This is a genomic window from Serratia sp. YWN4, assembly GCF_055790845.1.
Map to the genome: position 1 here is coordinate 4,025,380 of NZ_CM147696.1, position 19,467 is coordinate 4,044,846.

Genomic DNA, 19,467 nt, shown 5'->3' on the forward strand with positions numbered 1-19,467 from the left:
TTACGTGAAAGCGTAGCCCCTTTTTCTTTGTAGTGGCGACAAAATGGCGACAGCGCCATTAGCCATCAGATCGAGACAAAATGAGGTGTCCGTTAGCCACTGCTACAGACTAACCCCACCAAAAAGTGGGGTTAGTCTGTAGTCGGAAATGCTCTCCGTTAAAATTGAATTACCAGCGCACCTCTGAGGCAGGTAGGAAGGTTACCGATTCAACCCACTCCGATAAGTCGTAATCGACCTGCATACTGATCGATATGTGGAAATCCTCAACAGTGAATAGGTCGGTGTAGCCAATATCTTTTTTCAGTCTTTTCCTTGGCGGCAAAAACTTATCAGGATCACCAAACTGAGTATGAACCCATGAGCGCGACATTTCAGGTATTAGCGGTGATGGCAGTTCGTTAGGGAAACGGTAGTTTGTCTTTTTCTCATTTTTCAAGAAAAGCTCAATGGAAAAAAGAATATTACCTTCCCTTTTAAATGCCAAATAGATACCTTCATTCATCATGCTTAAAGTAAGGTCTGGATCTCCAGGGTATCCAGTAGGTTTACTTTTGTAGGGTATAAGCCCAGCGTCAAAAATATCCTGATAGGATTTACCCAGGCTGTTGATCAGCGCTTCAATGTTGACGGTCATTCGTATAATCCCTGTTCCTGGTTAAGTTGGTGCATCTTGACCTTAGCCTCGTCGATCTGCTCATCTGTTACGCCACGTTCTTTAAGTGCTGGCCGAATGGCTTCAATATCACGCTCTAATGCAGCCCGTAAGTCTCTGGAGTCCTGTTCTATCTGCTCTGGTTTATTCCTACCGCCATACGTGGCGCTCAGCTTTTGGTGAATATCCGCAGGGATCACAATAGCGGCAACATCTTTAGCCATAGAGTCAATTTCTGACGGTTTGGCATCTGGATACATCCGTTTCATTTTGGCCCGCACAGCCGCCGCCGATGGCATGTGATCCGCATGCATACCCTGGCGAGGTCGTCCGTTCAGATTACTGTATAAATCCACGTCCAACAGTTTCACTGGCGGCTTGCTCAGGTAGATATAAACAGGCGGCATATCTGGAATCGGCAGGATCAGAATATAGTCCCTAAAACTCCTCTCTTCCGGGGCCGGGTAAACCTCGATATCACTCCCGACTTTTTCCGGTATTGGCAACACCGTGATCGTCGTCGGCAGATAGGGTTCATCCTGGTGGCCAGTGTGCGACGGGATTTCAAGATCCAGCTTCGCCGGGTTCCAGTAGATGGTAACCGGATCGGGGCCGTCCGTGGTGAACTCATAGTTACCGGTATAGCTGTTGAACGTCATCTGCCGCACTGGCACCTGATCTAAGCCACTTTCCGCTGACGTGTGATAACCCTTCGGCTGCATACGGCCATTCCCGGCATCCTCCCAGGCAAAGCGCACCCGCGTGGGTGCTGTTCCTCCCGCACTCGCTATCTGCGACAGCCGCATTTTATCAAGAAAATCCTGTTCCCCCTCGTTCAACTTGCCCGGCATCATGCCGACGAAGCCAGCCGCGAGCGATGCGCCTACGCCCGCAGCCGCTATCTCGCCAAACGCCGCTGCGCGAATGGCCCAACTGCCCTGCGTCGCAAACCGACCGCCGAGCCACTCCAGTGCAGCCGAACCGGACGGAAACACCGTACTCGCCGCAACCGCTGCCGGGGCTGGGGCTGGGGCCGCACTCTCACCCTCACCAAACAGCCAGGTATACCAGCCCGGTTTCTCTTTCTTAGCGGGGGCGGATGGCGCGGATTTGGCGCGTTTCGCTGCCTGCGCGTGCTGCTCCGGCTCTGGAAGCGGCACCGCCCGGAAATAGCCCACTGCCGCAAAGTTGGTATGCGGCTCCTGCTGCTCTCCAGCATCGGTGCAACCCTCCCCGCGCTCGCAGGATTTGGCAAACACCCGCTGACTGTCACGCTTTTCCGCCAACCGCTGTTCCTCCGCCTCCTGTTTGGCTTTCCGCTCAACCAGCAACGCGGCCTGCTTTTCCTGAGCTTCCTGCGTCGGGGATTTCCCGCCCCCTATCCACTGATTAAGTGGCGCTATCAGTCGGTTGCTGCCCGAAGGACAATCACAGAGGACTACGGCACCATCTACTGCCGTCGCCACTCCGTGCCATATCATGCGGCTGTCCCCCTGAATAATGGTTCCCGGCTTGCCACATCGTTTGCACGGTGTGGTTTTATCTCCAAGCCTCAGCACCATCAGGCCGTGTTCGATCGCATTAGGGATGCTTCCGATACAGACCGCGCCGGTAGTGGTTTTATCACCATGCAACCCTTGCCCCTTGCCATGAACATTGGAACGATATCCCATACTCTACGCTCCAAGGACTGGCAAGAAATCGTCGGCCATTGGGACACCATCACGTCGCGCCAACCAGGCATGTCCCTGGGGTGTAGTGATAATCTCATCACCATTACTCAGTACGCTGCCAACCAGTGCCACTGATGCGCCGACATTCAAAGACTTGCCTGCGCCAGTGATAATCTCTGCCGTGGTGCCATCGGAATACACAACCTGGTCACCCGTCTTGGCTGCTCGAACCTCCTGGCCATCAGCTAACCGAAGGGTCATCATGCTGGAAGCGGTACGAATAACCCCACCGTTACGGGTCTGGCTACCAACTGTAGCCACACGGTAAATCGCGGTGACCGGATGCTGACGGGCAAACGCGGCTTGTTCCTCTGTCACCCTCCGGGCTTCCTCGTCCATGTTGGCCAGTTGTTCCGCAGAAAAAGGGGAACACGCCATCGAAGCCAGTAATTCCTCTGTCAGAACGTTGGTATATTGCTTTTCCATGCCATATCCTTATCGTTGAAATGCTCAAAAATTCCATTCATCACGGGAGCTAAACCAAAACCGCTTTTTTTCACCTAGCCTGTTTTGGCGATAGTTCAATCAAACTTACTATTACATAAACGATTTTTTTTGCAACGTCACTCAAAAAACAAGGGTCAACAGGGTATCTGCTGCCAAAGATGGTTGCCGAACCCGTAGCATATTTTTCAGTTTGTCAGCCACGCCACTATTGCCGCTCAGCCTTTGCGCCTCTGGCTTTGCCGGTTCCGCCGCTTTCCCGTCGCGATCCACGCACAACAGCCCATGCCTCACGTAATTCATATTTATTCTTTATTTTTCATTGCGTTGTATTTGCGTACAGGAACCCGTCGAGATCCACACAGTGAAAAAAACTGAAATCCCTATCAACCTTTTCAATTGACCATCGCACGTAAAGCCCCAGGACAGGCACGTCCTGGCGGGGTGGTTTGTAGAAAAAGAAAACTGAAAAAATTCTCTGATCCAAATCGTGCAGGCGGGTGCGGTGTAGTGCCGTTTTCGTGATGGATACGTTGATTTCGTGGCGTTTCTGCCGCGCTAGCGGCTTACTGCGGCGCGGATCCATTTATTGCTAGGGGGGCTACTGTTCTGGCATGGGACTGCGTAAAGGGGCGTGCAACAGAGCCAAATCGCAGATAAGAAAAAGCCCGCACTAGGCGGGCTGGGGGGTACTTCCCTGGTGTTATTACTACTATACAGCGACGCGATTTTTACACGGTTATTGTGGAAATTGATAATTGTTTATGCAGATCAATTCTTCATTATTGATCGGTATCAGCGATCAATCACAATACGGGCTAACCAATGACAGGCGCATAGCGGCTATTCAACGCCACCGAACGGGCACCCGTGGCGCTAATGGCTCCGGCGTTCTGCGGGGCACCGGTATTGCTGTGCGTATGCTCGGCAGTCTGTTGCGCCAGTTGGTTGACCACATCCAGCGTTTCCAGCATCAACGCCAACACGTTGATCTGCTGACTCCCCACCCAGACAACCGGGGCAATCACTTCCTGGCGTAACATCGCGATACTGCTGCGGATTTTGCCCACCTTCTCAACCAGGCCACCGGCTATATTGAAAGTCGCATTCTTCCCAACGCTGGCCACATAATTGGCTTGGGTGCCTAGGCTGTAATCCCCCTCGGCAATCTGCACAATAGCCCCAGCCATCAGCGTGGCGGTGCCCAGCACCGTGGTGTTATCCGTGGCTTGTACCAGGGTGGTTCTGGCCACAAGGGTGCGGCTTTCTTCATCAGCCACAATAGTGCGGCTCATGGAGTTTTCACGAATTGCCTGGTCGGTTTTCCGTTCCCAATCACCAGCCTGGGTGACCCGTTGCAAGACTTCCGCACGTTGTTGCTGGAGTTGTTCACCCGGCTTTACATCCGGCAGCGTGTTCCCTTCCGCCAGAGTTTGGCGCACAAAGGGCTTATCCGGCCTGCCTCCGGTAAAGCCCACCTCCACCAACGTGCCCGCAGGCGGGAACTGGAACAGGCCCGATTCGCCCCCGGCCATCGGGAGGGGCAGCGGTACGGCGGGATAAATCGGGGTATCTTTGGCCGGGTGGCCGTCAGCGTCCAACAGTTGTAAATCCACGGCGTAGCGTGGCCGAAAGGGATCGGCCAAATCCCCACTGGTCACGGCTTCCGTAGGCGCTTCCACCCTGGCAAATTTGGGCAGATGCAACCCCGCCGACAATTCGGGGTAAGCGGCATCAATCTGACGCTGTGCGGGGGATTTGACCACGGCCTGGCCTGTCAGCCGATTGACCGGCACCCAGGTGATCGTCATATCGTCATTATCCAGGCGAACTGATGCCAGGCGCTGGCCATTCACTACCACACCAGGGCGCACCGATTGCACCAGGGGCAGCGTCATGCTGTTGCCCGCCGCCTGGGCCTGACTAAACTCGGCGGGGATCTCCACCGGTCGGCCTGCAAACATGGAATGCGACCAGTTGCCCAGAGATATGCCACCATCCGGCAACGGTTGCCATACATAATCCGCAATACCAAACGCCGGGCCAAGATTGGCTAATAGCTGGTAGCCGCTGCCGTTGTGCGTAAAATGGGGGATCGGCTGATCGGTATACGCCACCGACTCAGGCAAAACGAAGGATAAACCGCTGTTCTCTTCCAGCCAGGCCACCACCTGGCGCAAAGTCGGGTGTTGGAAGGAGCACGGCCACACTCTTTCGAAAACGCCCGCCAACTCCCGCACAAACAACCGCTGATAACCGTTTGCAGACGGCTGCGAGCGTTCCACATAACCGGTAAACCACCGCAGCACACTGTCGGTATACCCTGCATCCAGGCGCACCAGTTTGCCGGTATAGTCCCGATCGGTTTTGGCCGTGATAAAACCCCGGCCACAGGCACTTAATTCCAGCACCAGATTAACGTCAACCAGCGGCACCACGTCGCCGGACAGCATCAGCCGTTTAATCGGTTTCATGTTTCTTATTCCAATGCATCATTAACCGGTTTCAATACCTTGCGCTCAAACCAGCTTAATTTCTCGTCGTTCTCGGCAGCGCTGCCGCCTTTCCCTTTGCCGCCTGGCGTTTGTTTTTGGGCAGCAATTTTGCTGCCCTCCCTGGCGTCTTTCTTCTCCGGCACGCTCAAATGCTCACGCAAGGTAAAGGTCACTAACCAGGCTTGTTTTCCGTCCTGTTTAGGCGCATCAATCGAACCGGTAAAGGTGGCCAGGCGAAAGTTGATAGCCTGGGCCGTCGCGTTGGCCACACGGTATTGCTTCAACTTGCCGCCCTCGGTGGCTTCCGCCAGGGCAAAAATCCGGGTTAATACTTTGGCCTCACTAAACGGGATCATGCCGGAAACACGCAATTCCTTGGGTTTGATCCCCTGCTCCGCATTGGCCGTGCTGGACGTTTGCCCGGATTGGTCTTTTTCCTGAAACTGCATCGTGGGTGTGACCATCAACCCCTTGAGCGGAATGGCTTCACCGCTAAGCGCCAGCGTGACTATCGTCATGGATCATCGCCTCCAGCGTCGATAAGTCATCCCCCACAAACAACGTGGCCAGGGTATACACCGCATCCGGCTGCGGCACACGCTTTTGCATCTCAGCCGCAACCGTGGCGGCGTTTCCCTTCGCCGTGAATACCCACGCGGAGGCGCTTTTGCCCTGTAACTCCCCCAACGCGTTGGCCACATTATCCAGTGCCGTTTTACGGGCATCAGCAAAAGCGGTTAACGCCGATTGCAAATCACCGATATTGGCACCGGTAGCCGCTTGCGCTTTTGCCTGGGCGATCCGTTGCGCCTTTAATGCCTGGCGGTGAGTGGTGGTTGACAGTGGTTGTGGTGCCGGTAAGCCGTTGCCCGCCTTACCCGGCAACTGCATTTTCGTTACCGCCTGCGTGGCCGCCGTCTTGGCCATGCGCGTGACCTGGCCCAAGACGGGCAACGGTAGCACGCTGGAAAATGCCCCTAACAACGGCATAAACTCCGCGTGCGCAGTGGCACAAACCATCAACACCACCGCGCTAATCTCTGCGCCGTCACGGCCCAATTTCCCGGCCAAGTAAGCGATCGCATTCTGCGGGCTAAGATAGTGGCCAGACGGTTCGGCCCGACCCACGCCATAAACCCAGGGATGCACCGGCACCATGGAACAGGTCAGCATCGGCATGTTATCGGCAATCCTGAGTGATGATTTACGCCACATCCGGCACCCCTGGCCACGCAATACCGTCTGATGTTCTCACATCAATACGATTAACCTGGATACGAAAAAGCATCCATTCTTTTAGCGTAATCTCTTCTTCCTCCGTGGCAATACCCAACGTTTTCGCATCTTGTAGCGGGCTGATTACTTTTGTCGCCATGTCGAGCAACCTGTCTTTCGTCTGCTGCGCCAGGGCCATAATTTCCTCAACGGTTTGAGGACGGGAAATCACTTTTTTCCCATCAAATACCCATTCACCAAAAATATCGCACCCCTCAGGTAGAACATTGACATCAACAACCGTGAGGCCAACAGGGTAAAGGCGGGAAACATCTTCACTGATACTGCGGATCACACCCGTTTCATTGTCTATTGCAAGACTGTACTTTTTGGTAAAGTCTGGGAGAGACTGAAACCAGTCTTTCCCGGTTTCATCCTTGAAATACTGAATACCTTCACCGTTGAAATACTCACCAGGCGTATACCGCTGCAAATTAACCAGTTTCATCATTTTATCCTTCGATCGTGACCCAGCCGCCACTGCGCCAAATCTGCAACGGGCGATATAAAGCCACCCCTATCTGATTGCCTTCGTTACCGTTACCGCCCGTCATAACACAACCAACGGGAACCTCAACCAGTCCGCCGTCCATCGTCATTGAACCTTGAGCACCACGCGACACCCGGCTGATGGTATTGTTATTCAACCAGGTACTTAAATACCCACCCCATATTGAGCCATAGAGGTTGGCATCATTACCCACAAAACAAGCCCCGTTGGCCCATGTAATGTTATTAGACGCCCTTAACGTGCCATTCACACCAAAACTGATCCCGGTGTTTCTGTCATGGTCTAAATACATTCCCCAGTTACCCGCTGTTTGCATATTCCATTGAAGAATAGAAAGACGCGAACCAACACCGTGATTGATAGCCTCAATATCGCCCGAACTTCCATTGTTCGCCGCCCAGACAATACTATTCGGCACGTAAGTGACACCATCTGGTTGAAATAACCAGTATTTCCCGCCGCCAGCATTCGCACCAGCATGAATAACCATGCGGTGACTGCCATTCGTCACCTCTGTATAAAGACGCCCTTTCGTTATATTTCCTGTAGCGTTGCCAAACACAATTTGAGATGCATTCATGTCGCTATAAAGTTGTAAACCATTATCCTTGGCGACAACCCCCTTCGCCTCAACCGTGCCTGATAAGACACCGCCCGCTAAATTAAGGAATCGCCCATCAGATTCAGTTTTGCTATAAGCGCCCACATCTGCGGCGCTAGGTTTGTTGGCCGTCCCGTACAGAACATTCACTTTGGGGTTATTAATGTTGGCGTCACTTGACGTCAACACCGCCGTTTTGCCCGAGGTATAATCAGACACGATCAATGTATTGGTGTCTGCCGTGCAGGAGAAAAAACCGGCACCATACAACGGCACGCTGGTGCCTGTACCATTATTACGAACAAAACCACTCCCGTTGGCTTTAGCCGCTACCATCAATTCGCCATCTGTCTTGGCGTTAAAAATAGTGCCGTTCCCCCCTAGCCCAAAAGCCCCGACCTCCATCAACTGGCCTGGGGTGATGCCGACATCATAAAGTGCCGCCGCTTTCAGCCCCAGGTTGTCCCGACTTTTTACCTTGTCTTTCAATGCCGCCAGGTTGTCGTCTTTGCGTAAAAACTCGCTGTTACCTTGCTGCCCCTCCAAAGACCCTTTCGGGCGCAGGTCGGTGATCGTGCCATTGGCGGCAATACTGGCCACCGCAAGCACGTAGTGCCTGAAACCGCTGGCGTCCGTATAATCGGCGTGATCGGTGGCCAACGTGAACGCCACCAGAGTTTCCCACTGGCTCACCACATTGCCCTGATAGCTCACATCGGCCCAGACCTTGACCGGCAGGCCCGCAACAGTGATATTCTGATTTTTCGCCAATACCGCACGCAAGCCGCCAATGTAGCCGGTGCCCGCCGTCACAAAATATTGGGCACCCGTCTTGCCCACCAGAAAACCCTCACCCAAGAATGCACCAGGGCCATAGTGATCGCGATTAATCAGGCGTTGCATTTCATCCATGCCCGCCAGCCGGGCAGTAAAATCAATCTGCCAGGTTTCTGCCGGGGTAGTGATGCCGGTTTCCGTCGCCGCCCCGTCAAATTCCATCAGGAAAGAGCGGGTGATCGCATTGCCCTGCTGGCCGTTGGCCGTGGCAATCTTGCGCTGAACCGGGGCATGAACCACCATCGCTAGCGTGCCGCTGGCCTTGTTGATCAAGCCAATCCAGTTAAAATCAAAATCTCCCACCTCAGTGCCCAACGTAACGGAATACGCCACCGCATTACTGTTCACTACGCCTGCTCTGTTCACTGCCTGGCGGTGTACGATTTGCCCCGCTGGCGGCACGCCCTTGTCTCGGGCAATCGGCGCATCAGGATCCAATCCAGGCACGTTGGCAAACACAAACTCATCCAGCAGTACCACCTGCCCCGTGGCCGCTTCCTGGGCTTTCCATTGTTCAAAGGCCGTCGTAATAGCCGTTTGTGACATTATTTATTCTCCTTTAACGACGCGACGGCCACGGTGGCACTGGTCTTGACTCGCTGACGGGCCACGCTGCTGGCCGCACTGAAACACACGTATTCACCCCCCACCCAACCGGCCCGAAAGTACAGTGCCGTACTGGTGATGATTTCAAATTGATAGCGGCGACAGGTGCGCCCGTATTGCCGAATGACTTGCATCAACAGATCGGGATTACTGGCTAACTGGCCATCGGTAACACGGACAATAATCACATCCCACGGTATCTCCGGCTGACGCTCCATAATCTCCACGCTCCCCACGCCCAGGCGTTCAAAGATGGCAATAAACCCGGCCACCGATCCCGCATCTCTGGCATTCACAAACGCGTATTGCACCCGCTTGCGAAACAGCGCCAACGGCTCCCCGTTAAAGCGGGCAATATCCCGCTGATACGCCAGCACATTCAGTAACGGCACGGTGCAGGTAGCCGCATCCAGTTGCCTTAGCGGCCAGGTCAGCCAGCCATAAACCCACAACCAAAATTGCCGACAGGCCCGCAGTAATGTGGCCGGTTCACCCTTACTCATCCAAGATGGCAGGCGCAGCCCGGTTAATTGCACTTTAAAATCAGGCATCGTTAACCACCACAGATAACGTTTTCAGGCGTGGCACGGTGAGTTGACTCACAATGTCAGCCAGTGAGAAAGACAGGGATTCGATCACCGGAAACGTGCGGTGAAGCTCCCGCCCCAGGTTGGAAAAGGAAAAGCGCGTATAGGGCCAGGTCTTTTTCACCTCAAACTCGGCATTTTCACGAAACGCACACCGGATCAGGTTTTCGCACCCGCTGGAAAGCTGGCGCAGTTCGTCTGCGGTGAAGTTCGCTTTATTCTCGACATACACTGTCACCACCACATCATGCTGCGTTTCTGGCAAGGCAAAACATTGCATATCATCGCCGTGGCCATGGTGGCCCTGACGGGTGATGTAATCGTTCACGGCCTCAACGAACGGCTGCGAAATCACCCCCGAATCCAACAACAAAAAGGCATTCGCTGTTCCTGGCCCACGCGGCGCATCATGCTGAAAGAAAATCCGGTCAATGCTCAACCCGGCCACGCTCGCGATCATGCTGCGGTACACAGCATCGGTGTGGTAATTGCCGGTCAAATTAAACTGATTGCGGCACCGATCACGCAGATCATCATCTGATTCTTTATCAGCCCCCGGCGTCAGTAGCCAACCGTCCTCGTTTTCAACCCGCACAATGCCTGGCACGGCCTGCGGCAATATCCGGTAATAACCGGGGGCCAGGTTAAACGCCCCCCCGGACGCACTGGCGGTCACACTGACCAGGCCACTGGCCTGGCCGGGTTCAATCGTGGTTTCTGCCGTGACCACCACGCCGTAAATACTGCCATTAATACGCTCGGTCTGGATCAGCGTGCCCATAGGCACCGTGACCAGCGCGCTGGCGCTCTCTTTGAAAAAACGGATCACCCCACCCGCCGCCGTGGCCGGTTTGCGTTGCACGTTCACGCCCCAGGCGAACAGATCCAAGAAAGCCCCTGCGGCGGTGGCCAGGTACATATTGCCCATCACCACCGACACCAAGGCTTCTTTTAGCCACAGTACCGGCGTGGTCACCATCACCTGGATAAGACGCCAAAACGGCGACATTGATGAGTTGTTAGTAATTAACCCTTCGGCTTTCACCAGCGCAGTAAATTGCTGATTAATTTCCGCTTCCGTGGTCGGCATTCCACTTTCTTTTAACGCTTGCTCATAATCAATTTGCGGCTTGTTCATTATAATTCGCGCTCACGTCAATTTTTCCAAAGTCATAGGTTTCCGCTGTGAGCCAAATCCGTTTTTGTGTTTCCTCGGTCGCCGTCACTGTGCCAGGAATAATGCGTTCATCATCTTCAATCAACAGGATCATTTGCATAATAATATCTGCGCGCAATGTCGGGCTGCGTTCGGCAACCAATTGCGTGACCAATCCGCTTTCTAAAATGGCATGAACACAATCTTGCGCAATACTGGCCCGGTTATAACAGCGTTGCGGTTCATTACCGGAATTCAACGTAAAATCGCCATGGTTAATAAGCAGATCAAAATAGAGTTCATTGATCATTACTGCATTTCCTGCCATTCCATTAATTTATCGGGTGTCATTCCCTGGTTAACATTGACGGTCACATTTTCAATTCGCTTACTGTTATCGGTCACGGTTCGGCTGTTTGAGTTTATTTCCCTGCTTAATCCACCGGGGGCAATGCCTTTCATATTTCCGCCCGTGATCAGGTGATTACCGGACAGGGGCGGGGGCGCAGTCACCGGATTGGCCACTACTGTGCCCGGTGTTTTTGCTCCGGGGGTTTCCGCCAGTTCCAGATTGATACCGGGAATATGATTCAGTTTTTCAATAATCCAGTTATACGTCCCTGTAAACGCCCCTTTCACGGCATCCCACAGCCCGCTGAACAGATTGCCCACCCCGTCCACCATGCCCTGAAAACTGTCTGCCAGGGAAAAACCGGTAAAGTAGGCGCACAACCCCGCCCATCCCTGGGCGACCCAGGCCCAGACGCCCGCGAAAATCTCACCCACCCAGGCCACCACAGCGGCCAACTGTTGAAACACTGCCGTTTGGGTGATCGCGGCTGTCACGCCATCCCAATGTGTCATCAACAGGTAAAAGCCCGCCGCCAGCAACGCCACCGCACCGATGATCAACAGGATAGGCCAGGACATCACATTAAAGGCAATGCCGGTTAATACCGCCGCCATACGCACCGCCAACAGCACGCCGCGCATCATGCGCATGACCGCCGCCCAGGCCAGCACGGCTTTTTGATACAGCCAGATAGCGGCAACATGGATTTTCAGGATAGCCGTCAACCCCGCCCACAGCCCCCGCAAACCCACCATGATAAACATGGAAACACCCAGCACGACATTCACTAGCGCTCCGGCTGCGGCCAGGCTGAGGAACGCCAGCACCACATAACCGATCACCCTGGCGATATTGGGGAACATCTTCATCCAGCGCAGAAAAGTTTGCCCGGCATCCGCCATCTTGTTGATCAGGGGATACAGTACCGGTAACAGCGCCAGGCCCATGGCAGCACGGATCCCCGTCCAAATGGCCATCAAGCGCTCCCACGGGCTGGCCATCTTCTGCGCCATATCAGTGGCCCGCTTCATGCCATCGCTGCTGCCTAACGCGTTAATGTGCTTTTTCAATACCTCAACGTTGCCATAAAGCTGTTTAATCACATTGGCCCCATCGCCAAACGCCTTATCTAACTCGGTCTGGGCCTTGAGGTTGCCCTCAATACTGTCTCCATAGCGGGCTTGCAACTTCTCCAGCATTTCCGGCATGGTCAACATCTGCCCGGAGGCGTTAACAAAGCTCAGGCCAAGCTGTTTAGCCCCTGCCGCCGCCCCTTTATAGAACGTTTCATAACTGCCGCTGGCCTCGGTGCCCAGGGTTTTTTCCAACTGCCCCAGCACGGCAAATTGTTCATCCATGCCCACACCGTAGTGAGAGCCGACCCCTTTGGCCCCTTCCATCAGGTCGGAAATCGTTGCCATATCGGTGCCAAATGCCTGGGCCATATAGGCCGTTTTACCGGCCACCTGTTCGGCAAAATCCACACGGCCCATCTTTTCGGCATGGCGGGCAAACTTGTTGTACATGCTGCCCATGTACGCCGCCGCCTCTCCGGCACTGCCTTTCACGGCAGCGGCCAGCGTATTGGTGGCCATTGCGAACCTCGGCAGTTCGTCGTTGGTCAGTAACCCCACCTGGGCACGGATCGCCTCAGTAGAACCGATGAACTCCACGGCGGATTTGCCGTATTGGGCACTGAACGCCAACGCATTACCGGCGACCTTTTGCAAGGTGCGGTCGTCAATCCCTTTGGTGGCCGCAGAATTCAGCGCGTCGGTGATGGCGATAGCTGGCCCTAGCGCGCCTTTGATTGACATCCCAACCCCCACCAGGGCCGCACCGCCCACCGCGATTTTCCCGAAAGCCGCCTGCGAGGTTTCCGCAAACCCGGTCACTGACGCTTTCGCCTGTTTTAATGGGCGCGTCAATTTGTCGATAAGGCTCAAGGTAAAATCAAGCTGTTTCATTATTCGCCTTTCAGAGAGAGTGAAATACCGTTAGCCACGGCAATACGCATATTTTCCCAATATTTATTATCCAGCCAAATAGCACGGGCCAGGCTTTCACTCATATCATTTTCATGCGGTAAATAATGGCGGCGCAATGTCAATGCCTGTTCAATGAAATTTCTGTCAATCGCCCGTAACCGGTGGGTTAGTTTTTTACTTCGATTTCCAATTTAGGCGCATAATGGCTATTGACCGCTTCGGAAATTTGTAATGCTGCACCGGGTTTTTTCAATAGCTCATCCAGGTCAGCTTTATTTTCCGCACACACCACACGGCGTAAATAAGTGACATTCGGAGCCACTTTATTATCCATCGCCATATCATTAATCAGATTGTTATAGGCGGTCGGGTTAGGTTCAAAGGCAAAGTTTTTACCCTGAATAGTCAAAATGATTTTATTGCTTGTATTCTCTTTACTCATTTAATTAATTCCTTGCGTTTATTAATATCATCAATTGATTGTGTCACCCGTTTAGCGAACCCCGTTGTGAGCCAAACTAAAGTGATTACCATCTGGGCGAGAAGTGAAGCGACCGCCCCATGCACCACCCAGGCTTTCCCAAAACTCCCCCAGGGGCAAATAGGCTTCGGTCTTGGTCTGGTATTGACCATTGATAAACAGATTGAAATCCACCGCCAAACGCTGGGTATGCAAGCTGTTACTGATACCGGCACCGGTTTGCGCATTGCGGGCCGCTTGCTCCGGTGTACGATAAGCCTCCCCAAATGTCAGCCGATAACCCCGATCGCCCGCCCAGGTGATCAACTGGCCGATTAATGCCGTAAATAACTGCTGCTTTTCACTTAACGTCATTTCTTTACTTTTCCCGTCAACAAGCTGCTGCCTTTGCGTTTTAACCACAGTTCAACCAATTGGTGACCGGTTATCCCCAACACGGCCCCCATTCCCAACAGGGCCAGCACCGGTAAATCAGGGATCCAGACCAGTGCCACCCCGGCTACCATCGAGGTGGCCGTACCCAATACCACCCGCCCAAAGAACAGGCGCGGGGTGATCAATTCATCACTGGCCAACACCTTACCGATCGCGATCAAGGCACCCAGCAGTACCAGCCACCACAAGGTTTTTTCATGTTCCTGCATCCTGCCCCTTACCCGATCAGGTCTTGCGTGATCCCGGCCTCGAGATACGGAATACCGTCGATATGAACAAAATCCGGCGATGTCACAATAAATTTCACTTTGTGCGTGATGACACTACCGCCCTTTGGATCCACGTCGAGAATGTCACTCAAAATCAGTTTGCACCCGAACGCCTCCACCTTTAATTCTTCGCGGCCCGCCTTGGCATACCACATCAAATCGACAGGCGGAATGCCACGCCAGGAGCGTGCGGTGCGTGCCCGCGCTTTCACCTGAGCCAGGGATTGGGTACTGAGTTCAATCTCACCCTCTCCGGCCACGTCACCACTGACCCACCCATCTGGCACCCCTTTGGTCTGCGCGGCGGCGGTATTGTCGGTAATACTGAGGTTGACCTTTTCCGCGTGTACCAGGTCACCGTCCATATTGAAATCAACCGATTGACCTGAAATCCGTTGTGTCATGCTGTGCCCTCCAGCGAGGTGTCTAGCATCAGGCTCACCGTGATGCCTTTCGGGCATTCATAGGTACGGATCACCAAGTAAATCTCCACCTTGGTGGGGGTACGCCAGGTGATTTGTACATCGCCCTCCTGCGGGGATTTCACTTCACCAGGGAACGTGATGCCGTTAATCTGCGTACTGCGGGCCATCTCGCGCAATGTTTTGGCAAAATACGCCTGGTGCGCCGCAATGCTGCCGGGTGTACTGTTCAACGAACGATCCGCAACCTTGGCAATGGCCTGGAGCCGAACACGCCGCGCCACCTTATCCACCACGCGCAGGCTTTCGATCGCCTGAAAATCCCCGCCTTCCACATCCAGCGTGCGACCGTCTGACCAATACAAACCGTCATAGTCTGGATACCACAGTGGCACGCTGAAACGCTGAGCCTCCAACGCCTGGAGCGTCGCCAGTTCTAGCAATTCCCCAACACCATCAACAGGCTGGGACGTTGCCCCCATTGCCACCAGGGCACCGGTTGCCACACGGGCCGGGCTGTCGGCAATCGTCACCAGACGGTTACACAACCGCCCGGCCAACACCCCCGGTTCGTTCCCCCACAGGCGAGGCACCAGTTGAATACCCGGTTCGGCAATGTTTTTCTGCAAGGCCGTAAGGCGGGTGAGATACCCCGCCCAGGTTTCTTTATCCTTCGGGCCGTCCACCGACAGAATGAACCACTGCCAACGCCCAAATTTAGCGATCATCTCCGCCCGTAAGTTGGCCGCACTCTGGAGCACTGCCGCCGTGGTCGGTAAGGTATTCACCACCCCTTCCACACTGGCCACCTGCTGGGCACGGCGTACCGCCCCAACCCACTCAGTTTCGCTCTCTCTTTCATCCAGAACGTGAACAAACCCACTCCAGTTCTGCCCCGCATTGAGCATCGCCGCATTAACCGTGCTTTTCAGCACCGAGTCACCGGCCCCCAACAACGTGTTTAAATCGCTTTGCGTATTGACAGGCAGTGTCTTGCTCACATTGGTCTTACCGGTGCCGATATACAGCAAAACCCGCTCAATCTCTTTGGTTTCCCCTTGCAGCCGGTTTACTTGGTTAACCTGGATCGTTGGCCAACTCATTGCTTCCCCTTTATGTTTTGCGCTTTCACATCCCAACCAAACCCGATCGCCTGGAGCTGACGCGCTAACGCGTTGTTAAAATCTTCATCACTCATCCCCAGGAACGGGCGGGCCGGTACATCGACCGACCAGGCCGTTTTTGCCGCCTTGCCGCTCAATGTCTTGATCAGCAAACCGGCCTGCGCAAATGACATATTCCCTGCAATCTCTTTTAGTGGCGGCTTGCGCCACCGCTTGCCACGTTTGACCTGATAACCCAACGCCCGCAATTTTTTGGCCTGCCGTAGCGTCGCTTCGCGATCGGGATCGGTTTTCCTGCTGGTCACCTGGCTACGCGTGATCTCAACACGCATACCTGCCGATTGCCCGTACCCCACTACGCCAGCCGGAACCGCTTTATTCCCGTTACGGTAGCCACCGCCTTGAAGATAAAGCCGCACCGCCTCAATCTCTGGCATTTCCCTGATATGCAACAACGTGGGCAGTTGGCGCAGCATCTTGCCGCGTCGCATTGTCTTGCGCTCTGGCCAGGGTGTGCCGTCCGGTTGCTGCTGCTGACGCACATTGCGCTTAGCCGCAGTGATAACCCCGTATTTCGCCATACGCCACAGCAGGCGTTGCCGCTTGGCTTTCGGCATCTCCAGCCTGGCCAGTTCGCCGCGCAATGCCCGCAATTGGGTTTTGCTCAATTCCCCGTGGATAATCACGGTGCAGTCCCTTGCCCAATCGGTGCCCCGGTACGGTCAGCCCCGTAAACGGTGCCCTCCAGTGCCCACCAGATTTCGGGATCTGCCAGCCGCCAACGCTGGCCATCAAACGGAATTTCCCCTTTCTCATCCCGGATCACCGTCAACGACTCCACCATGTTGAGCGTGACCTCAACCAGGGCGGTCTTATCGTCGATCACCACAATGGCCAATTCCGGCATCTCGACGCCGCCCCCCGTTGCCATTAATCCCTGATCGGCGTTTTCAATCAGCCAGGCCATCAGCAGGGCACACAGGTTGCGCGGATCGTACTGGCGATAAGGAAAACGCCCCCAGGACAGCACGGCGTCAAACTGCATGACTGCCAGTTGATACTGATCCAGGCCCAAATCCCGTTGCGCCGGGATAAAACGCAACTCATCCATATCGCTGTTAAACTCCAGGCTGGCCACCCGTGCGGGTAAGTTGGCCTGGAGAAAAGCGGTCAAACTCTCCAGCTTGCTCATACCAACCGCGCCGATGAACGCCGCGCCCCCTTCATGTTGCGCAGTACGGTGGCCGCTTCGGCCAGCAACCGGCTGCGGGTTTCCGGGTTTTCCTGCCCGGCGTTAGGTGCCCGGCTAAACTGCGTCGAGTATTCTCCCAACAAATCCGCCTTGGCCCTGGCAAACACCACCTTTTCGTATTGGGCAACCAACGCGGTTTTCTCGCCAATCTTCACCCCTGGCACCTGGCAGGCAGCGGTGTAACCTGTCGCCTTAAGCTGGCCCGCCAGTGTGGACAGGTCGAGATTGATTTCTGTTACGCTCGCCACCAGGGCCGCGCCCAAGGTATCCGCATCAATATCAGGTGGGATGCTGCGCCGTTCCTGAAAATCGGCCAGGTTCAAATCTGGCCAGAATCCATCATTGGTTAACACTGCATCCTGATAATCCGTAGGTTTGCCGTTAAACATGGTTATTACTCCGAAAAAAGCGGGCAGACCGGTTTCCACAGCACATCGCACCGCAGTGCCTTGCCTCCACCGCGCCCGCTTTGGCTTACGGTAGTCTTTTACTCTTTTTCCAGTGCCCGCAGTCGGGCCGCAATCCGCTGCCGCTGCGTTTTGACGCCTGCCCCTCTCGGGTTAAAGGCATGGGCCTGAGCCAGCAATTCATCGGCCTGGCGCAGCGTATCCGCATCCTCCACCGCGCTGGCCAGCGGCTGGCCGTCACTCGCACGCAAGAGCATCAACCCCGCGAACTTGAACCATTTGGCACTGATTTCCTCATGCAACCGCCAATGCTCCCGCACATTGGCAAAGGTACGGGAAAAATACGGCTCCACGCTGTTGCCTCGGCTGGCCTCTTCCTCGGCCCACGCCAACACCGTATCTGCGACGAACGCAGCAAAGCTGCGCTTCAACCGATCCGGCGTCTGCTGACGCTGGGCGATCGCCAGGTCTGCCCAATCCAGCGCCCTGTCAAAATCCCCCACATCAAACAGCCAGATCACACACCAGGCAAAAATGGGATTGGCGTACACCTCACCTTCCGCCAGGTACGTTTCCACCGTGGGCAACCAACGCGGCAACAATTCATCACGCTTCATGGCGATACGGTCAGCCGTACACGGTTGTTCGCGCAACCTGCCCACATCCTTTTCCATCGCCCGCACCTGAAGGTGCAAACTGTCCCAACCGATTAACGCCTGCTGATCATTCAATTTTCGCTCGGCCTGGATCCTGGCCGTATGACGTTGCGCAGGTGATAACGCCATATGGATTAAAGCGGTACGGGGTTCATGGGAGGTGCAACCACTTTACCAATGTGAACCGCTGCTTCATCAAAAGCGGCATACATTTCCGGGTATTCCACGGCATAACCCTCATTGCGCAGGTACTTGTTTTCGTACTGTTTGCGATCTTCCACAAACTCCGCTTTACGCTGACGGGTGTTGCGCTGGGTGTAGATGTGCAAGTTGCTCAATGGCGTCACAATCATTCGCTTGCCCGGCATAAACGGCGGAATAATGGCCGGACGCCCTGCAATGGAGGTGCCTAACATCTGAGCAGCGATTTTTTCCGTGGGGCGGTCTGCCGCCTGGTACAATCGATGTTGTTCCGCTGCCACCAAATCCGCCCCCACCAAGACCGTTAAACGGGGATCGTTACGGTACTGCGCCGGAATTTTGCTGTTGATCAGATCAGAGGCCATCGCATCCAGTGAGGCATAATCCCCACCCTCTCCCAGCAACACGGTATCGGTGATGATCTGGTTTTTGTTGTAGTTCTTCACAAAGTGTTGCCAACCGATGTTGACATCCTCACCGTTCGGGAATTTTACTGGATCGGTATCTTTCGTCGCAAAAACGCCATTAAAACCAATGCGCAGCATATCCAGAGCAAAAGACTGGTTGGTAAATTCCTGCATACGCCGGAAAAACTCATCTTCATCACCGGCATTAGCCCATGCGGATAAGGTTGACCATTTCAGTGCCGCGCCAGAATCCGTTTCCGATAATTTGTATTCCAGGCCGTCAACTCCAGTTTGGCGAATAAAACGCCCACTTGATGACCGCCCGGTGAAGATGCCCGGATTACCCACATTGACCACCTGGCCAACGAGTTGATCAACGTCAGCACAATTAATCATGGAAAGAAAATCCACGGAATCCAGCAAGGCAGAACGTAATTGTGTTTCTTTTGGATCGGTTAGCGCAAAATAGCGCTCGGTACTTTGCTGCCCATATTCCGCAGCCAAACCTGCGCTGTAATGTATTAGCATTTCTCGCGCACGTTGATTTAAAAACATAAATATCCTTCATCAAAA

The 19,467-nt window shown here is 54.3% G+C and carries 24 protein-coding genes; all 24 read right to left on the bottom strand.

The features are described from left to right. Nucleotides 1-169 precede the first annotated feature (169 nt). The 24 genes from ACX9GT_RS18860 to ACX9GT_RS18975 all read right to left on the bottom strand — a co-directional run bounded on the left by ACX9GT_RS18860 (nucleotide 170) and on the right by ACX9GT_RS18975 (nucleotide 19,449). Complete coding sequence (locus tag ACX9GT_RS18860) at nucleotides 170-637, bottom strand: DUF6392 family protein (protein ID WP_473188190.1); 468 nt, start codon at nucleotides 635-637, stop codon at nucleotides 170-172. Then, on the bottom strand, nucleotides 634-2,328 hold the full coding sequence (locus ACX9GT_RS18865) for an S-type pyocin domain-containing protein (protein WP_473188191.1): 1,695 nt from the start codon (nucleotides 2,326-2,328) through the stop codon (nucleotides 634-636). The genes ACX9GT_RS18860 and ACX9GT_RS18865 overlap by 4 nt, the downstream gene beginning before the upstream one ends. A 3-nt stretch (nucleotides 2,329-2,331) precedes the next feature. Then, nucleotides 2,332-2,766 (bottom strand): PAAR domain-containing protein, encoded by a 435-nt coding sequence (locus tag ACX9GT_RS18870; RefSeq protein ID WP_473188192.1) that lies wholly within the window; start codon nucleotides 2,764-2,766, stop codon nucleotides 2,332-2,334. A 189-nt stretch (nucleotides 2,767-2,955) separates the two neighbouring features. After that, the gene (locus tag ACX9GT_RS18875) at nucleotides 2,956-3,135 is read right to left on the bottom strand and encodes a hypothetical protein (protein ID WP_473188193.1); all 180 of its coding nucleotides are present in this window, start codon (nucleotides 3,133-3,135) and stop codon (nucleotides 2,956-2,958) included. 515 nt (nucleotides 3,136-3,650) lie between these two features. Further along, a complete protein-coding gene (locus ACX9GT_RS18880; RefSeq protein WP_473188194.1) occupies nucleotides 3,651-5,306 on the bottom strand; it encodes a hypothetical protein in 1,656 nt (551 codons plus the stop codon). Nucleotides 5,307-5,311: 5 nt separating this feature from the next. Then, the gene (locus tag ACX9GT_RS18885; protein ID WP_473188195.1) at nucleotides 5,312-5,845 is read right to left on the bottom strand and encodes a baseplate complex protein; all 534 of its coding nucleotides are present in this window, start codon (nucleotides 5,843-5,845) and stop codon (nucleotides 5,312-5,314) included. Next, the gene (locus ACX9GT_RS18890; protein WP_473188196.1) at nucleotides 5,820-6,542 is read right to left on the bottom strand and encodes a hypothetical protein; all 723 of its coding nucleotides are present in this window, start codon (nucleotides 6,540-6,542) and stop codon (nucleotides 5,820-5,822) included. Before ACX9GT_RS18890 ends, ACX9GT_RS18885 begins: the two co-directional genes overlap by 26 nt. Beyond that, nucleotides 6,532-7,053 carry a tail fiber assembly protein gene (locus ACX9GT_RS18895; RefSeq protein ID WP_473188197.1) on the bottom strand — a complete coding sequence of 174 codons (522 nt, stop codon included), beginning with the start codon at nucleotides 7,051-7,053 and terminating at the stop codon, nucleotides 6,532-6,534. The genes ACX9GT_RS18890 and ACX9GT_RS18895 overlap by 11 nt, the downstream gene beginning before the upstream one ends. A 1-nt stretch (nucleotide 7,054) precedes the next feature. Beyond that, complete coding sequence (locus ACX9GT_RS18900; RefSeq protein ID WP_473188198.1) at nucleotides 7,055-9,097, bottom strand: phage tail protein; 2,043 nt, start codon at nucleotides 9,095-9,097, stop codon at nucleotides 7,055-7,057. Beyond that, nucleotides 9,097-9,708: a phage tail protein gene (locus ACX9GT_RS18905; protein WP_473188199.1), complete on the bottom strand. Its 612-nt coding sequence runs from the start codon at nucleotides 9,706-9,708 to the stop codon at nucleotides 9,097-9,099. Before ACX9GT_RS18905 ends, ACX9GT_RS18900 begins: the two co-directional genes overlap by 1 nt. Then, entirely contained in the window at nucleotides 9,701-10,885 is a 1,185-nt protein-coding gene (locus tag ACX9GT_RS18910) for a baseplate J/gp47 family protein (RefSeq protein WP_473191638.1), read from the bottom strand. The genes ACX9GT_RS18905 and ACX9GT_RS18910 overlap by 8 nt, the downstream gene beginning before the upstream one ends. Continuing rightward, nucleotides 10,863-11,210: a DUF2590 family protein gene (locus tag ACX9GT_RS18915; RefSeq protein WP_473188200.1), complete on the bottom strand. Its 348-nt coding sequence runs from the start codon at nucleotides 11,208-11,210 to the stop codon at nucleotides 10,863-10,865. The genes ACX9GT_RS18910 and ACX9GT_RS18915 overlap by 23 nt, the downstream gene beginning before the upstream one ends. Continuing rightward, nucleotides 11,210-13,219 carry a phage tail tape measure protein gene (locus ACX9GT_RS18920; protein WP_473188201.1) on the bottom strand — a complete coding sequence of 670 codons (2,010 nt, stop codon included), beginning with the start codon at nucleotides 13,217-13,219 and terminating at the stop codon, nucleotides 11,210-11,212. Before ACX9GT_RS18920 ends, ACX9GT_RS18915 begins: the two co-directional genes overlap by 1 nt. After that, nucleotides 13,219-13,323, bottom strand: coding sequence for a DUF6890 family protein (locus ACX9GT_RS18925; RefSeq protein ID WP_473188202.1), 105 nt, complete (start codon nucleotides 13,321-13,323; stop codon nucleotides 13,219-13,221). Before ACX9GT_RS18925 ends, ACX9GT_RS18920 begins: the two co-directional genes overlap by 1 nt. A gap of 83 nt (nucleotides 13,324-13,406) precedes the next feature. Continuing rightward, on the bottom strand, nucleotides 13,407-13,682 hold the full coding sequence (locus ACX9GT_RS18930) for a putative phage tail assembly chaperone (protein WP_473188203.1): 276 nt from the start codon (nucleotides 13,680-13,682) through the stop codon (nucleotides 13,407-13,409). 51 nt (nucleotides 13,683-13,733) lie between these two features. Then, nucleotides 13,734-14,075, bottom strand: coding sequence for a M15 family metallopeptidase (locus ACX9GT_RS18935; protein WP_473188204.1), 342 nt, complete (start codon nucleotides 14,073-14,075; stop codon nucleotides 13,734-13,736). Then, nucleotides 14,072-14,365, bottom strand: coding sequence for a phage holin family protein (locus tag ACX9GT_RS18940; protein WP_473188205.1), 294 nt, complete (start codon nucleotides 14,363-14,365; stop codon nucleotides 14,072-14,074). The genes ACX9GT_RS18935 and ACX9GT_RS18940 overlap by 4 nt, the downstream gene beginning before the upstream one ends. A gap of 8 nt (nucleotides 14,366-14,373) precedes the next feature. Beyond that, complete coding sequence (locus ACX9GT_RS18945) at nucleotides 14,374-14,829, bottom strand: phage protein (protein ID WP_473188206.1); 456 nt, start codon at nucleotides 14,827-14,829, stop codon at nucleotides 14,374-14,376. After that, entirely contained in the window at nucleotides 14,826-15,950 is a 1,125-nt protein-coding gene (locus ACX9GT_RS18950; RefSeq protein ID WP_473188207.1) for a DUF2586 domain-containing protein, read from the bottom strand. Before ACX9GT_RS18950 ends, ACX9GT_RS18945 begins: the two co-directional genes overlap by 4 nt. Continuing rightward, complete coding sequence (locus tag ACX9GT_RS18955; protein ID WP_473188208.1) at nucleotides 15,947-16,657, bottom strand: hypothetical protein; 711 nt, start codon at nucleotides 16,655-16,657, stop codon at nucleotides 15,947-15,949. Before ACX9GT_RS18955 ends, ACX9GT_RS18950 begins: the two co-directional genes overlap by 4 nt. Beyond that, nucleotides 16,654-17,163, bottom strand: coding sequence for a phage tail protein (locus ACX9GT_RS18960; RefSeq protein WP_473188209.1), 510 nt, complete (start codon nucleotides 17,161-17,163; stop codon nucleotides 16,654-16,656). Before ACX9GT_RS18960 ends, ACX9GT_RS18955 begins: the two co-directional genes overlap by 4 nt. Then, on the bottom strand, nucleotides 17,160-17,612 hold the full coding sequence (locus ACX9GT_RS18965; protein WP_473188210.1) for a head completion/stabilization protein: 453 nt from the start codon (nucleotides 17,610-17,612) through the stop codon (nucleotides 17,160-17,162). The genes ACX9GT_RS18960 and ACX9GT_RS18965 overlap by 4 nt, the downstream gene beginning before the upstream one ends. A 98-nt stretch (nucleotides 17,613-17,710) precedes the next feature. Further along, a complete protein-coding gene (gene gpM / locus ACX9GT_RS18970; RefSeq protein WP_473188211.1) occupies nucleotides 17,711-18,415 on the bottom strand; it encodes a phage terminase small subunit in 705 nt (234 codons plus the stop codon). Between the two features lie 5 nt (nucleotides 18,416-18,420). Beyond that, entirely contained in the window at nucleotides 18,421-19,449 is a 1,029-nt protein-coding gene (locus tag ACX9GT_RS18975) for a phage major capsid protein, P2 family (protein WP_473188212.1), read from the bottom strand. Between the last annotated feature and the right edge of the window lie 18 nt (nucleotides 19,450-19,467).